The organism is Wenyingzhuangia gracilariae, from assembly GCF_056387575.1.
The window spans coordinates 912,993-927,186 of record NZ_CM150748.1; the positions used below are offsets into that span (position 1 = coordinate 912,993).

A 14,194-nucleotide genomic window follows, 5' to 3' on the forward strand; every position below is an offset into this window, starting at 1 on the left:
TTATGTATAACCTAAAAAAAACACACCAATATCATTAAATCATTAATTCTATTAGAAACCCAAAAACCAACAACCAATCACATGTTTATTTTAGTAATTTAGGCTATTAATTTCTCCTAATTTAGGTTAAGTAAACGAATACCACATGGCACTAAAAGTTGTAATTTCACACAAAACAAAATATAAATACGATCGTTCTGTTAATCTATCTCCTCATATTTTTAGATTAAGACCCGCTCCACACAGTAGAACTCCAATAGAATCTTATTCTTTAAAAATAAAACCCGAAAATCACTTCTTTAATTGGCAACAAGATCCTTTTGGAAACTACCAAGCAAGGGTTGTTTTTCCTGAAAAAACAACTGAGCTTTCTATAGATGTAGAAATTATTGCCGATTTAAAAACCATCAATCCTTTTGATTTTTTTATAGAAGAAAGTGCCGAAGAATATCCGTTTGAATATACATCTATTATTAAAAAGGAATTACATCCTTATTTAGAAATTAACGACAAAGGACCGTTGCTGCACGAGTTTCTAAAAACGGTAGACCTAACCCCTCGTAAAACCATTTACTTTTTAATTGATTTGAATAAAAAAGTATATGAGCTTTTAAATTACAACATAAGAATGGAACCTGGTGTACAAACTTGTGAAGAAAGTTTAGAACGAAAAACAGGTTCTTGTAGAGATTATGCTTGGCTACTAGTACAAGCAGCAAGACACTTAGGGTTTGGAGCAAGATTTGTTTCTGGTTACATTGTGCAACTAAAAGCCGATGAAGAATCTTTAGACGGTCCGTCTGGACCTGCACAAGATTTTACAGATCTACATGCTTGGACAGAAATTTACATACCTGGTGCTGGTTGGATTGGTTTTGATGCTACTTCTGGACTTTTAGCAGGAGAAGGTCATATTCCTCTAGCCTGTACACCTCATTATGAAAGTGCTGCTGCTGTTACAGGATTGTCTGATAAATGTGAAACTGAATTTGAATTTGAAAATTCAGTAACTCGAATTTTAGAATCTCCTAGAGTTACCAAACCCTATACTGAAGAACAATGGAAAGCCATAGAAAGATTGGGTTACAAAGTAGAAAAAGACTTACAAAAAGGTGATGTAAGGCTTACCATGGGAGGAGAACCTACATTTGTATCTATTGATGATATGGAAGCTCCCGAATGGAACACAGAAGCTGATGGACCTCATAAAAGAAAACTAGCCAACGATTTAACCAAAAGGTTGATGGATAAAATTGGTGTAGGTGGAATGCTGCATCATGCACAAGGAAAGTGGTATCCAGGAGAACCCCTACCTAGATGGGAAATACAACTGTATTGGAGAAAAGATGGAAAAAATATTTGGCACAACCCCAAACTTTTATCTTGCTTTGCTCCTAACCCAATAGTTCCCAAAGATGCCGATATCCGTTTTTTAAAAACACTAACCAAATACTTAAACGTATCTCACAATCATATTTTACCTACTTATGAAGATGCTTTTTACATGTTATGGGAAGAAGGGAATATTCCTGTGGATATAGATATTAGTAAAGATGATAGCGAGGATTTAATTAGAAAAAAACTTGCCGAAATTTTAGCACAAGGCACCCATACACCTGTGGGATATGTATTGCCCTTAAATAAACACAAAGACAAATGGTTTACAAGTGAGTGGGTTTTTAGAAGAAAAAACCTACACTTAACCCCTGGAACTTCTCCTGTAGGTTTAAGATTGCCTTTAAACTCTTTAATTGCAAAACCTGAATATGAAGTATTTCCTGTATATGAACCCGATTTGTTTAAAGAACGTAAACCCTTACCTAGCTTTAAAAGGCAAGTAAATATTAGGTATAAAGAATTTTGCACCCAAGGATTAGACACTAACAAACCTAAATATTTTGTAAGAACTGCTATTTGTTCCGAAATAAGAGATGGTAAACTCTATTTATTTCTTCCTCCATTAGAATCTGCCGATGCATTTTTAGATTTAATTGCATCTATAGAAGCAACCGCCAAAGAACTAAACACCCCTGTTATTTTAGAAGGATACAATCCTCCACACGACAATAGAATAGAGTCTATGAAAATAACACCAGACCCTGGTGTTATTGAGGTAAACGTACAACCTATGAAAAATTGGGAAGAATTGGTTCACAACACAATGACTCTGTACAGCGAAGCCAAACAAGCACGTTTAGGTACAGAAAAATTTATGTTAGATGGAAAACACACAGGTACCGGTGGTGGAAACCACGTTACTTTAGGAGGAATTACTCCTGCAGATAGTCCATTGTTAAGAAAACCTAGTTTGTTGCGTAGTTTGCTTACTTTTTGGCAACACCATCCTGGATTGTCTTATCTTTTTTCAGGAGCTTTTGTTGGTGCTACCAGTCAAGCACCAAGAATAGATGAAGCCAGAATGGAAAATTTATATGAACTAGAAATTGCTTTTAGTCAAATTCCAAAAGATGGTGAAGTCCCTTTTTGGTTAACCGATAGATTGTTTAGACACTTATTAACAGATTTAACAGGAAACACTCACAGAGCAGAATTTTGTATTGACAAACTCTATTCTCCTGACTCTTCTTCTGGTAGATTGGGAATTTTAGAACTTAGAGGTTTTGACATGCCCCCACATCCGCAAATGAGTTTGGTGCAAATGTTACTAGTTAGAACCCTTGTTGCTTGGTTCTGGAAAAAACCATACGAACACAATTTAGTAAGATGGGGAACCGAATTACACGACAAGTTTTTAATAGAACATTTTGTAAAAGAAGATATTAAAGACATTGTAAAGCAATTAAATAAAGCAGGTTACAAATTTCAGGTAGATTGGTTTGATCCTTTCTTTGAATTTAGGTTTCCACTACATGGTACCGTAAATATTAACAACATTCATTTAGAACTTAGAGCAGGTATAGAACCTTGGAATGTTTTAGGAGAAGAAATGACCGGTGGAGGTACCGCTAGGTATGTAGACTCCTCTTTAGAACGCTTACAAGTTAAAGTTACCAATTTTGTTACGGAACGTTATGTATTAACTTGTAACGGAGTTAAAGTACAACTACAACCCACAGCAGTAAAAGGAGAATATGTAGCTGGTATAAGATACAAAGCTTGGGATCCGTATTCTGCCCTACACCCTACTATTGGTGTAGATACTCCATTGGCTTTTGACATTGTAGATACTTGGAACAGAAAATCTATTGGTGGATGTAAATATTTTGTTGCACATCCCGGAGGTAGATCATATGAAACATTTCCTGTTAACAGTTTTGAAGCAGAATCTAGAAGAATTAATAGATTTTGGGATATTGGTGAAACACAAACAGATGTAGACTTTATTGAAGAAATTACCGAAAATGAAATTGCTGCTCCTAAAAGAACCGTAGAAGAATCTGGCAGCAAAAGAAAGTTTAGATTTAAAACCCTACCAATTGATCCAGAATTTCCAAATACATTAGATTTGCGTAAAAAATAGAACTTAATCAATGAGTATTGAATCCAATAAACTTTTAAAAGATTATGTTGATGATTTAAAGGGCTATGATGAAATCGTAGAGCCCAATCAAAAACTAAACCCCAATTGGACACAATTATTAAGTAACGTTAATACAATAGGTACGGATGAGTTTCGTGAATTGCAAAGCGAAATTAATTGGCTTATGGTAGAAAATGGAGTTACCTATAATGTATACAACGATCCTAACGGTTTGCACAGACCTTGGGAACTAAACGCTATTCCTTTTATTATTCATGAAAATGAGTGGAATACAATAGAAAAAGGAATTCAACAAAGGGCACACCTTTTAGATTTGGTTTTAAAAGATATTTATGGAGAACGTAAACTTATAAAAAACAAAATTATTCCTCCAGAAGTTTTTTACGAGCATCGTGGCTTTTTAAGACAATGTGATCAAATTGAATACACAACTCCTAAAAACCTAATGATTTACTCTGCCGAAATTTCAAGAGGGCCAGATGGTAGAATGTGGGTTGTGAATGATAGAACACAAGCACCATCGGGAATGGGATATGCCTTAGAAAATAGATTTACAACCAATAGAGTGGCTCCAGAATTATACAAAGACATTCACGTAAAACAGCCTTCAACATTTTTTAACAACTTTGGTCAAATGTTAATAGATGCAGCTCCTAAAAATGTAGACAATCCTAATATTGTTATTCTAACACCTGGACCCCATAACGAAACTTATTTTGAACATGCTTATTTAGCTACTTTGTTAGGATATCCTTTATTAAAAGGAAATGATTTAATTGTTAGAAACGGTTTTGTTTGGATGAAATCTTTAAAAGGATTAAAAAAAGTTGATGTTATTTTAAGACGAGTAGATGATATTTTTGTGGATCCTTTAGAACTTAAAGAAGATTCATATCTTGGAGTTGCTGGTTTGTTAGAAGTTGTTAGAAACCAAAACATTACTATTATTAACCCTATAGGAAGTGGTGTTATAGAAAACTCAGGACTTATTCCTTTTATGAATGCCATTTGCAATTATTTTCTGGATGAAGATTTGTTGTTACCACAAATAGCATCGTGGTGGTGTGGTCAAGAAAAGGAAAGAGAATTTGTACTTAAAAACATTCATAAATTTGTTATTAAAAGAATAGACAAATCTAACAGAGAAAGTCTGTATTTTGGAGAATTCTTATCGGCAGAAGAAATTGAAACGCTTAAAAAAGAAATTCTTAAAAACCCATATAGATTTGTAGCTCAAGAAAAAATTTCGTTTTCATCAGCACCTAGCTACATTAAAGGAAAACTAGAACCCAGAAAAGTAGTATGTAGAACATTTAGTATTGCTAAAGACAATGGTTATGCTGTGATGCCCGGAGGCTTGGTAAGAGTAGCTTCAGAAAGAAAAGAACTTAGAGTTTCTAATCAGCGAGGAGGAATTAGTAAAGATTTTTGGATTGTCAGCAATCAAAAACAAAAAAACATAGAGCAATACACCTGGAATCAATCTAAAAAAACAGGAATTACAGACATGAATGATTTGCCTAGTAATACGGCAGAAAATTTATTTTGGTCGGGTAGATATTTAGGTAGAGCTTTAATTACTTCTAGATATTTACGTACGGTTTTAAACAACATGAACAATGAACATTACAATACCGATCAATCAAAATCGGAAGCATTAATTTATTTGTTTAAAGCTACCACCAACATTACCTCTACTTTTCCTGGCTTTGTAGGAAAAGGGAGTGAAAAAACACTAGAAAATCCTTTAAAAGAATTGCAAAGTTTAATTTTAGATCCTCAAAAAATTGGTGGATTGGCACAAACATTAAATAGCTTTAACAACTCTTACTATTCGCTTAGAAATTTATGGTCTAAAGACATGTGGAGGGTTTTTGATAGCATTAAAAAACTATGGAAAGACCACGATAAAGATAAAAGCTACACAATTAACAGCCTTGTAAAACTTTTAGACAGAACCATTACAAGACTGGTAGCGTTTATGGGATTAATAGAAGAAAGCATTATGGTAAACCAAGGTTTGCTTCTTTATTTTATTGGATTGCAAATGGAACAAGCGACAATGAACATTTCTAAATATCGTTCTATGCTTGTGTTTAATTATCCCGATTCTATCAATTATAAAATGTTAGAATCATTGTTAAATAGTCATGAAAGTTTAAATATTTACAGATACAGTTATCAATCTTATTTAGGAATTGAAAACGTAATCAATTTAATTATTTTAGACAAATCCTATGCAAAATCTCTCCATTACCAATTAAAAAGAATCCAAAAAGATGTGGCTAAACTTCCTGTTCCAGAAAGTGAAATTGGCTTTAATGAATGTCAAAAAAACATTCAACAAGCATGCACCATTATAGAAAACATGGAACTTGCTACCCTATTGCAAATTAATCAGAATGATGGTATTAGAGAAAATTTAGAGCAAATGTTATCAGAATTAAGTGACTTGTTACACAAAACCTCACTTGCTATTGCTAACACCTACTTTGATCACACATATCAACAAACACAAATGGTGAAACAAAAAATAGAAATGTAATGCTATACAAGGTAATACACAACACAACATACGATTATGATGAAGGGGTTACCTTTTGCCATAATATTGCCATTTTAAAACCCAAACATATACTAGGACAACAACTGGTAGACTATAAGTTAGAAATAAGCCCTAAACCTGTTGAATTTTCTGAAAAAGAAGATTTTTTTGGCAATACTATTACTCGGTTTTCAATACAAGAACATCATAAAAAATTAAAAGTAATTGCAAGCAGTATTGTAAATAGAGACACTAGTGTTTGTGCCAATATTTTAGATTCAAAATCAGCTAGAGATATAACTTTATCAGAAACCTTAGAACTTTTAAAAGGTGTAAGTGATGATATTTTAAATGCAAGACAATATCAATTAGAATCTGTACTAATCAACAATATAAATGATGATATTTTAAACTATGCTAAAGAATCTTTTAAACCCAATAGATCTGTTTTTGAAGCTAGTTTAGAATTAATGCAACGTATTTTTAAAGATTTTGAATTTAACACAACCTTTTCTAATGTTGCCACTCCTATTAGTGAAGTAATGAAAGAAAAAAAAGGTGTGTGCCAAGACTTTGCGCAAATTGCCATTGCTTGTTTACGCTCTGTGAACCTACCTGCCAGATACATTAGCGGATATATTGAAACACTTCCGCCTCCTGGAAAAGAAAAATTAATTGGAACCGATGCATCGCACGCATGGTTTTCGGTTTACATTCCCACCTTTGGTTGGGTAGACTTTGACCCTACAAACAATCAAATCCCTAAAAACCAACACATTGTTGTTGCCTGGGGTAGAGATTATTACGATGTAGCCCCACTAAAAGGTGTTTTATATAGCAGCGGAATGAGTACGCTAAAAGTTTCTGTAGACATTAGACCTGTAAATGGTTACAATACAAACACAGCAGAACAACAACAACAACAACAACAACAACAACAACAACAACAACAACAACAACAACAGTAATAATGTTAATTACTTCTTAAAAATAATAGGCATTACTTTCAATTGTTTGTTTATTTTTGAACTTCAAAAATTTATAAATTATGTGGTACGAAGTAAAAGTTAAATACAGTAAAATAGACGACAACGAAAAGATAAAAACCTTTAATCAGCCTTATCTTTTTGATGCCCTAACTTTTACCGAAGCTGAAGCACGTGCTACAGAAGAAATGGGCAAATACCTTTCTGAAGGATTTAAAATAACCAATATAAAAGTTGCAAATTTTTCAGAAATTTTTCCAAGTGAGCATGGAGACAGATGGTTTAAATGTAAAGTTTCTTTAGTAACCTTAGACGAAGACAAAGGCTTAGAACGTAGAACCAACACCTATGTTTTGGTGCAAGCAAATGATGTGAAAGATGCTTATGAATATTTGTTAGAACAATTTGCAGACTCTGTATCTGATTTTTCTATTCCAAGTATTACAGAATCTCCAATTATTGATATTTTTCCGTTTTTTGATGGAGACGAAGAACCTTTGCCAGAAACCGTTACACCTGAAAACATTTATACAGAAACTTCTGTTGCTAATGAAGAAGAAGACATTACAGACATTGATACTTTAGAAGAAGATTTTACTGAAGAATCTGAAGAAATTCAAGAAGAAGAATAATGCAATCTTTAGCTTTTATCTTTGGAGGAATTTTTGGTATAAGTGCTATTGTTTTAGGTGCGTTTGGTAGCCATTTACTAAAAAACAAATGGTCTAAAGATGTTTTAGATAGTTATGAAATTGGTATAAAATACCAAATGTATCATGCTTTATTTTTAATACTACTAGAGTTATCGTTACCCTTTAACAACACTTGTAGCAAACTAGCTGTTTTATTTACTATTATAGGTGTATGCTTATTCTCTGGTAGTATATACGGAATTTGTATTTTAAAAAGTCGTAAACTTCCTGTTAAATTTATAGGACCATTAACTCCATTAGGAGGATTATGTTTAATTTTAGCTTGGTTATTTTTTATAATAGCATTGCTATAAAACCATGAACGAAAAGAAGACATCTGAATCTTATAGAGTTTTTAAACTTTTTATCCATAAAAATCGTGTAAGGGTTACCGATGCTTTGGATATATTTTTTAACGGAGTAAAAACAGGTGCAAGTGATACTAAAAAGACAAGACTCATCATTCAGACCTATGTTACTACAGGTAACATTACAAAAGAAGAGGAAAAATTCATCAAGCACTATGTATTTGATATGCTTAAAATAGCTGGAATAGGAATTCCTTTTGTACTACTTCCAGGAGCTAGTATTATTATCCCTTTTGTAATTAAAGCAGCAGAAAAAAGAAACATAGATTTAATGCCATCTAACTTTAAGAGCAAATCTAAATAAGGATCTGTTTGTCTATTCTTTTGAAAACCCATTAGTTTTCAGTATCTTAAAGGAAATCAACATAAAAACCTTTTAGATTATGAACACAAGAAAAATTATCTTTCAAAATGCTGCTAAAATTTATGCAGCCATTATCGGTTTTTATTTCCTAATTAAATTAATAGGACTTACACACGTTATAGAATTACGTTTTTTAAATATCCTATTTGTTTTATGGGGAATAAACACAGCCATTAAAACAAGTATTAAACAACAAGACCACAACAATTATTTAAGCAACCTCTTTTTAGGGTTTTCTACCGGATTGTTAGCTGTTATAGCTACCATTGTTTCTATGATTATGTATGTTCATTTTATAGACAACTCTCTATTAACAATGTTACAAAACTCATCCTTTTGGGGAAACCATTTAACACTCCCTAAAATTGTATTCTCTATGACAGTAGAAGCTATGGCATCTTGTGCAATAAGTGCCTTTGGTCTAATGCAATATTGGAAAAAACAAAAAATAAATACATATGCCTAAATCATTCCTAAAAAACTCAATCAATCTGATTGAGTTTTTTAGTTTTAATAGTACATTTAAAGCATCAAATAATACGCTTTATGATTACTTTAAAAAATTTTAAAATTATTGCCTTACTAGAAGGAATATCCTATTTATTACTATTAGGAATAGGAACTCCTTTAAAACATTTAACAGGAAACGATATTTTGGTTAGAACGCTAGGAATGCCTCATGGTTTATTATTTGTTGCTTACGTATTATTTGCTTTTTTATTAAAAGATGATCAGAAATGGAGCACCAAAGAATTTGCTATTATTTTAGTTTGTTCTATTTTACCATTTGGAACCTTTTATGCAGATAAAAAATACTTACAAGTTAAAAAGTCCTAATTTTACTATGCCTAAAATTTTATTATTTATCATTGCGTTGGTTGTTACAACTAGTTGCACAAGTCTACAAAAAAAAACATCTAACCTATCTTTAAAAAACAGACCTATTTACAAAGTACATAAAGCAACATCAAACATAAAAATTGATGGAAAACTAAACGACAAAGCTTGGAAAAATGCCGAAAAAAGTACTTTTGATTATTTTTATTTAACGCACAAAGAAAAAGAAAAGCAAAAGACTAGTTTTAGAATGTTATGGGACGAGCAATTTATTTATGTACATTATGATTTAAATGATGAATACATAAATGCTAAAGAAACCCAAAGAGATGGTGCTCCTTATTTAGACGACTGTGTAGAACTATTTTTAATTCCTGCACCTAACGGAGAAAAAATTCACTACTGTTTTGAAATAAATGCCAATAAGGCTATGAATGATTTGGTTTTTGTAAACAACTTTCATAATGGAGAAAACATTCCTGTTAGAGCATACAATCCCGATTACAAACTAGAAGTAGTAATTAACGGGACCCTAAACAACAATAATGATATTGACAAAGGTTGGTCTTTAGAACTAGCCATTCCTCACAGTGCTTTTAACGGATCTACAAAATTATACCCTATTGCCCCCAACAACCAATGGGCTTTTTTAGCCTTAAGACAAATGAGAGATGATGACAATATTGGTAGAAGAATGATGTCTACTATTTTTCCAGTAGATAATGTTAAAGAAAAAGACGTACATCAGCCAACAATGTTTGGGCTATTAGAGTTTGTAGACTAAATTTACAATTTCATTTACAGTAACTATTCATGCAATATCAATACAATTTCTCTCTTAAAAACTACAATACTTTTGGTATTGATGTTAAAGCCAAAAAATTTATTTCCGTAAATACAATTACCGATTTAATTAAAGTTTTAAAAGAAAATAAAGACTATTTTTTATTAGGTGGTGGTAGCAATATGCTGTTAACTCAAAACATAGAACAAACGGTTATACATTTAAACATTAAAGGAGTAATTGTAAACAACCAAATAAGCTCGCACGTAGATGTTACTGCAATGGCTGGAGAAAATTGGCATGAATTTGTGCTTTGGTGTATTGATCAGAATTATGGTGGTCTTGAAAATCTTTCTCTAATTCCGGGGAATGTAGGAACCTGTCCTATACAAAATATTGGTGCTTATGGTTTTGAGGTAAAAGACACCATTCTTTTTGTAGAAGCTTTCAACACCAAAACTTTAAAAATAGAAAAATTAACCAACCAACAATGTGAATTTGGTTACAGAAATTCAATTTTTAAAAATAGTGCAAAAGGCAAATATATTATTACGAGTGTTACTTTTAAATTAACTACCAAAAAGCATCAAACCAATACTTCATACGGTGCTATTCAAGAGGAATTAAAAAACATTGCCCACCCTACAATTAAAGATATTAGCAATGCTATTATAAACATTAGAAATAGTAAACTTCCAAACCCAAAAGAAATAGGAAATAGTGGTAGTTTTTTTAAAAACCCTGTAATCCCTATAGAACTCTATAAAACGCTAAACAAACAATATCCAGATATGCCTTTTTATCCTATATCGGACAGTGTAGTTAAGATCCCTGCCGGATGGTTGATTGAAAAAGCTGGTTTTAAAGGAAAATCTTTTGGCAATGCTGGGGTACACAACAAACAAGCCTTGGTATTGGTAAATTATGGAAATGCAACAGGAACTGAAATTCATGAGGTTGCAAAAAAAATCCAAAGAAAAATTAAAGAAGTCTTTAATATTTCTTTGGAAATAGAAGTAAATATTTATTAAAACTAAAATTATTCGTTTTCGTTAGAAATTCTAGTTCCTACATATTCATCTTCAATAATATCTATAATTATATTTTCTGTTTTACCATTGGCAATATAAGTAGGAATGTTATTTTTTGCAGATTTTTGAGCTACGTTAATTTTAGATTTCATACCTCCTCTACCTTCTCCTTCTCCTTTGGTGTTTTCTTGAATGTATTTGTCTATATTTTCTGTAGACGAAACCTCTTCTATCAATTCAGACTTTTCGTCTTCAGGGTTTCCTGTATACACTCCATCAATATCTGTTAAAATAATTAACTTATCTGCTTCTACCAACTCAGCAATTAAACTTGCCATTTCGTCATTATCTGTAAACATAGACGACGTTAAAGACACCGTATCATCTTCGTTTGCAACAGGAATTACACCTTCGCTAAGCAATCCTTTGTAACAATTAATCATATTATCTCTGTGCACACCAGGCTGAAAATCTCTTTTTGTAGGTAATACCTGTGCACAATTAATACCATAATCATGAAAAATATTATAATACAAACGCATCATTCTAGGCTGTCCTATAGAAGAATATACTTGTCTTCTTATAGATTTATCTTTAATTTTAGAAGGCCCTAAAACTTCTTTTCCTGCAATAGCAGAACCTGAAGAAACTAAAATTGTCATGATATTACGCTCATATAAACTAGCTATTTGCGAAACCAAATTCTGAAGCACAGGTCTAACAATTCTATTGTTTTTATTCTTCATTACATTGGTTCCTACTTTTACAACTATTAATTGATCGTACATAAAATTTTTATTTTTGTTAAATTTTACACAAAAATACAAAAACCTAGCACCACACCCTTCGTATTCACAAAAAACTTAACAAAAGTTGATTAAAAACAATTTTTAATCCCTACATCTATCTGCAATAAAATCAACAAATACACGTTGTTCCTGCTTTTATTTTTCTATTTCTTTTTGATTTTTTTTAGTAATGTATAAATGATTTTTACGACTTAAAAAAAGGAGTTTATAAAGATATAGTTAGAGCGTTAATATTTTACTTGTCTTTTTAAAAAATGTATCTTTACCAAAAATATTTTTATATGAAACTATTTCTTATTTCATTAGGTTTATTAGCGTTAGCATTTGCTGGAATTGCCATTAAAATATGGGGTAAAAAAAATGGAGAATTTTCTGGAACTTGTGCTAGTCAAAACAGTAATTTTAACCAGTCTGGTGAACCTTGTGGTTTTTGTGGTAAAATGCCCGAAGACTGCGAAAACAAATAATACCTCTTTACATTTATATGACTTTATTTCTTTTGGTGTTATGTGTTACTATTGTTATAATTCATTTTATTTTTTACGTAGTAATTTTTAATTTTTTTAATTTTTCTAAAAGTAAGGTTACACAAAAAAACACAATACCGGTTTCTGTAATTGTATGTGCTAAAAACGAGGCTGAAAATCTAAAAACACTTTTACCCAAACTTGTTGAACAACAATATTCTAATTTTGAAATTGTTTTAATTAACGACAGATCATATGATGAAACCGAAGATGTTTACCATGAATTTGCCGAAAAATACAAGTTTATAAAAATTGTAAATGTTCAAGAATCTGATCATTTTTATGGAAATAAAAAATACGCACTTACACTAGGAATAAAAGCAGCAACTAACAATTGTTTATTATTTACAGATGCAGATTGTATTCCTAAAAGCAATTATTGGATTCAAGAAATGGCTAATTTATACAGCCAAACAACTCCAATTGTATTAGGTTACGGCCCATACAAAACCATTCACAATAGTTTTTTAAACCTAATTATAAGATACGAAACCTTATTAACAGCATTGCAATACTTTTCTTTGGCTAAAATTGGTATTCCTTATATGGGAGTGGGTAGAAATTTAATGTATAGTAAAGAACTTTTCTTAAAAAACAAAGGATACAATCAATATGTAAAAATAATGTCTGGAGATGATGATTTGTTCATCAACCAAATTGCCAATTCTAAAAACACTGAAATTTGTTTTGAAGAACAAAGCCATATGGTTTCTACTCCTAAAACCACCTTAAAAGAATTAATTACACAAAAAAGAAGACACATCAGTACCGCCAATTATTACAAAAAACACCATCAATATATTTTAGGTACCTATGCCTTAAATAGAATGTTATTTTGGTTAATACTACCCTTTTCTTTCTTTTATGTAAGTTCTCAACAACATCAAATTTTTATTGGCTCTTTAATTGCTTTTAAATTCTTAAGTGAATATATTGTTGTTGGAATTGCTTCGTTTAAATTAAAAGAAAAAAAAATACTTCCTATAGTTCCTTTTTTAGATTTAATTTTATTGTTATTTCAAATTTATATTTTTAGTTGTAATTCATTTTCCAAACCCAAAAAGTGGTCATGACCTCTAAAGACATTCTTTGTAAACATATTAAAGCTGCTCAAAAAGGAGATCAAACAGCCTACAACTACTTGTTAAATTTATATTGGAACGATGTATATACTTTTATACAATCTAAAGTAAACAACGACACTATTGATGCCGAAGATATTACCATTATTACCTTTTCTAAAGCGTTTGATAAAATAACAACATATAACGATGCTTACGGATTTAAAACTTGGTTGTTTACCATTGCAAAAAATTTACTAATTGATGAGTTGCGTAAAAAAAAGAATGTTACCATTTCTATAGGATCTGACAACAAAGAAATTCATCAATTGTTTGACAGTGACCCTTCTCCAGAAGACAAAATTATTATAGAACAAAATTTAGCAGAACTAAAAAGAAATATCAAGCTTTTAAAACCTAAATATCAGCAAGTTATTAATTACAGGTATTTTCAAGAATTATCTTACATCGAAATTGCTGCAAAATTAAAAGAACCCATTAACAACGTAAAAGTAAAACTGTTAAGAGCTAAAAAATTATTAGCAGAAATTATTACCAATAGCAATCGTAAAAATTAAGCTTTTACTTTCTAAAACACCATTCCTACAATATTAAGATTGAATGTTTCGTCCTATTTTAAACAGTTTTTAAAATTTGGTATGCATCTATACTTTCTTATAGAATAATT

General features: G+C 31.2%; 14 protein-coding genes. 13 read left to right on the plus strand and 1 reads right to left on the minus strand.

Features of this window, described 5'->3' with window-relative positions; translation table 11 throughout:
- The first annotated feature begins 145 nt into the window (after positions 1-145).
- The 10 genes from ACY2IJ_RS03890 to murB all read left to right on the plus strand — a co-directional run bounded on the left by ACY2IJ_RS03890 (position 146) and on the right by murB (position 11,109).
- A complete protein-coding gene (locus tag ACY2IJ_RS03890) occupies positions 146-3,481 on the plus strand; it encodes a transglutaminase family protein (RefSeq protein WP_476725851.1) in 3,336 nt (1,111 codons plus the stop codon).
- Between the two features lie 10 nt (positions 3,482-3,491).
- Positions 3,492-6,047 (plus strand): circularly permuted type 2 ATP-grasp protein, encoded by a 2,556-nt coding sequence (locus tag ACY2IJ_RS03895; protein ID WP_476725852.1) that lies wholly within the window; start codon positions 3,492-3,494, stop codon positions 6,045-6,047.
- Positions 6,047-7,015, plus strand: coding sequence for a transglutaminase family protein (locus ACY2IJ_RS03900; protein ID WP_476725853.1), 969 nt, complete (start codon positions 6,047-6,049; stop codon positions 7,013-7,015). Before ACY2IJ_RS03895 ends, ACY2IJ_RS03900 begins: the two co-directional genes overlap by 1 nt.
- A gap of 80 nt (positions 7,016-7,095) precedes the next feature.
- On the plus strand, positions 7,096-7,665 hold the full coding sequence (locus ACY2IJ_RS03905; RefSeq protein ID WP_476725854.1) for a DUF4494 domain-containing protein: 570 nt from the start codon (positions 7,096-7,098) through the stop codon (positions 7,663-7,665).
- Entirely contained in the window at positions 7,665-8,039 is a 375-nt protein-coding gene (locus ACY2IJ_RS03910; protein ID WP_476725855.1) for a DUF423 domain-containing protein, read from the plus strand. Before ACY2IJ_RS03905 ends, ACY2IJ_RS03910 begins: the two co-directional genes overlap by 1 nt.
- Before the next feature lie 4 nt (positions 8,040-8,043).
- Positions 8,044-8,397 carry a hypothetical protein gene (locus ACY2IJ_RS03915; protein WP_476725856.1) on the plus strand — a complete coding sequence of 118 codons (354 nt, stop codon included), beginning with the start codon at positions 8,044-8,046 and terminating at the stop codon, positions 8,395-8,397.
- A gap of 79 nt (positions 8,398-8,476) precedes the next feature.
- Positions 8,477-8,923, plus strand: a complete 447-nt coding sequence (locus tag ACY2IJ_RS03920) for a hypothetical protein (protein ID WP_476725857.1) — start codon at positions 8,477-8,479, stop codon at positions 8,921-8,923.
- 80 nt (positions 8,924-9,003) lie between these two features.
- Positions 9,004-9,294, plus strand: a complete 291-nt coding sequence (locus tag ACY2IJ_RS03925) for a DUF3817 domain-containing protein (protein ID WP_476725858.1) — start codon at positions 9,004-9,006, stop codon at positions 9,292-9,294.
- Positions 9,295-9,301: 7 nt separating this feature from the next.
- Positions 9,302-10,078: a carbohydrate-binding family 9-like protein gene (locus ACY2IJ_RS03930; protein ID WP_476725859.1), complete on the plus strand. Its 777-nt coding sequence runs from the start codon at positions 9,302-9,304 to the stop codon at positions 10,076-10,078.
- Positions 10,079-10,107: 29 nt separating this feature from the next.
- On the plus strand, positions 10,108-11,109 hold the full coding sequence (murB, locus tag ACY2IJ_RS03935) for a UDP-N-acetylmuramate dehydrogenase (protein ID WP_476725860.1): 1,002 nt from the start codon (positions 10,108-10,110) through the stop codon (positions 11,107-11,109).
- A gap of 8 nt (positions 11,110-11,117) precedes the next feature.
- Here murB and proB read toward each other — a convergent pair whose 3' ends face one another.
- On the minus strand, positions 11,118-11,897 hold the full coding sequence (proB, locus tag ACY2IJ_RS03940) for a glutamate 5-kinase (protein WP_476725861.1): 780 nt from the start codon (positions 11,895-11,897) through the stop codon (positions 11,118-11,120).
- Positions 11,898-12,199: 302 nt separating this feature from the next.
- On the opposite strand from proB, the gene ACY2IJ_RS03945 reads away from it, so the two are divergent.
- From ACY2IJ_RS03945 to ACY2IJ_RS03955, 3 genes are read left to right on the plus strand one after another with little or no spacing between them, the layout of a single operon-like run.
- Positions 12,200-12,385: a membrane or secreted protein gene (locus tag ACY2IJ_RS03945; protein ID WP_476725862.1), complete on the plus strand. Its 186-nt coding sequence runs from the start codon at positions 12,200-12,202 to the stop codon at positions 12,383-12,385.
- Between the two features lie 17 nt (positions 12,386-12,402).
- Positions 12,403-13,518, plus strand: coding sequence for a glycosyltransferase (locus tag ACY2IJ_RS03950; RefSeq protein ID WP_476725863.1), 1,116 nt, complete (start codon positions 12,403-12,405; stop codon positions 13,516-13,518).
- The gene (locus ACY2IJ_RS03955; RefSeq protein WP_476725864.1) at positions 13,515-14,084 is read left to right on the plus strand and encodes an RNA polymerase sigma factor; all 570 of its coding nucleotides are present in this window, start codon (positions 13,515-13,517) and stop codon (positions 14,082-14,084) included. The genes ACY2IJ_RS03950 and ACY2IJ_RS03955 overlap by 4 nt, the downstream gene beginning before the upstream one ends.
- Positions 14,085-14,194 lie beyond the last annotated feature (110 nt).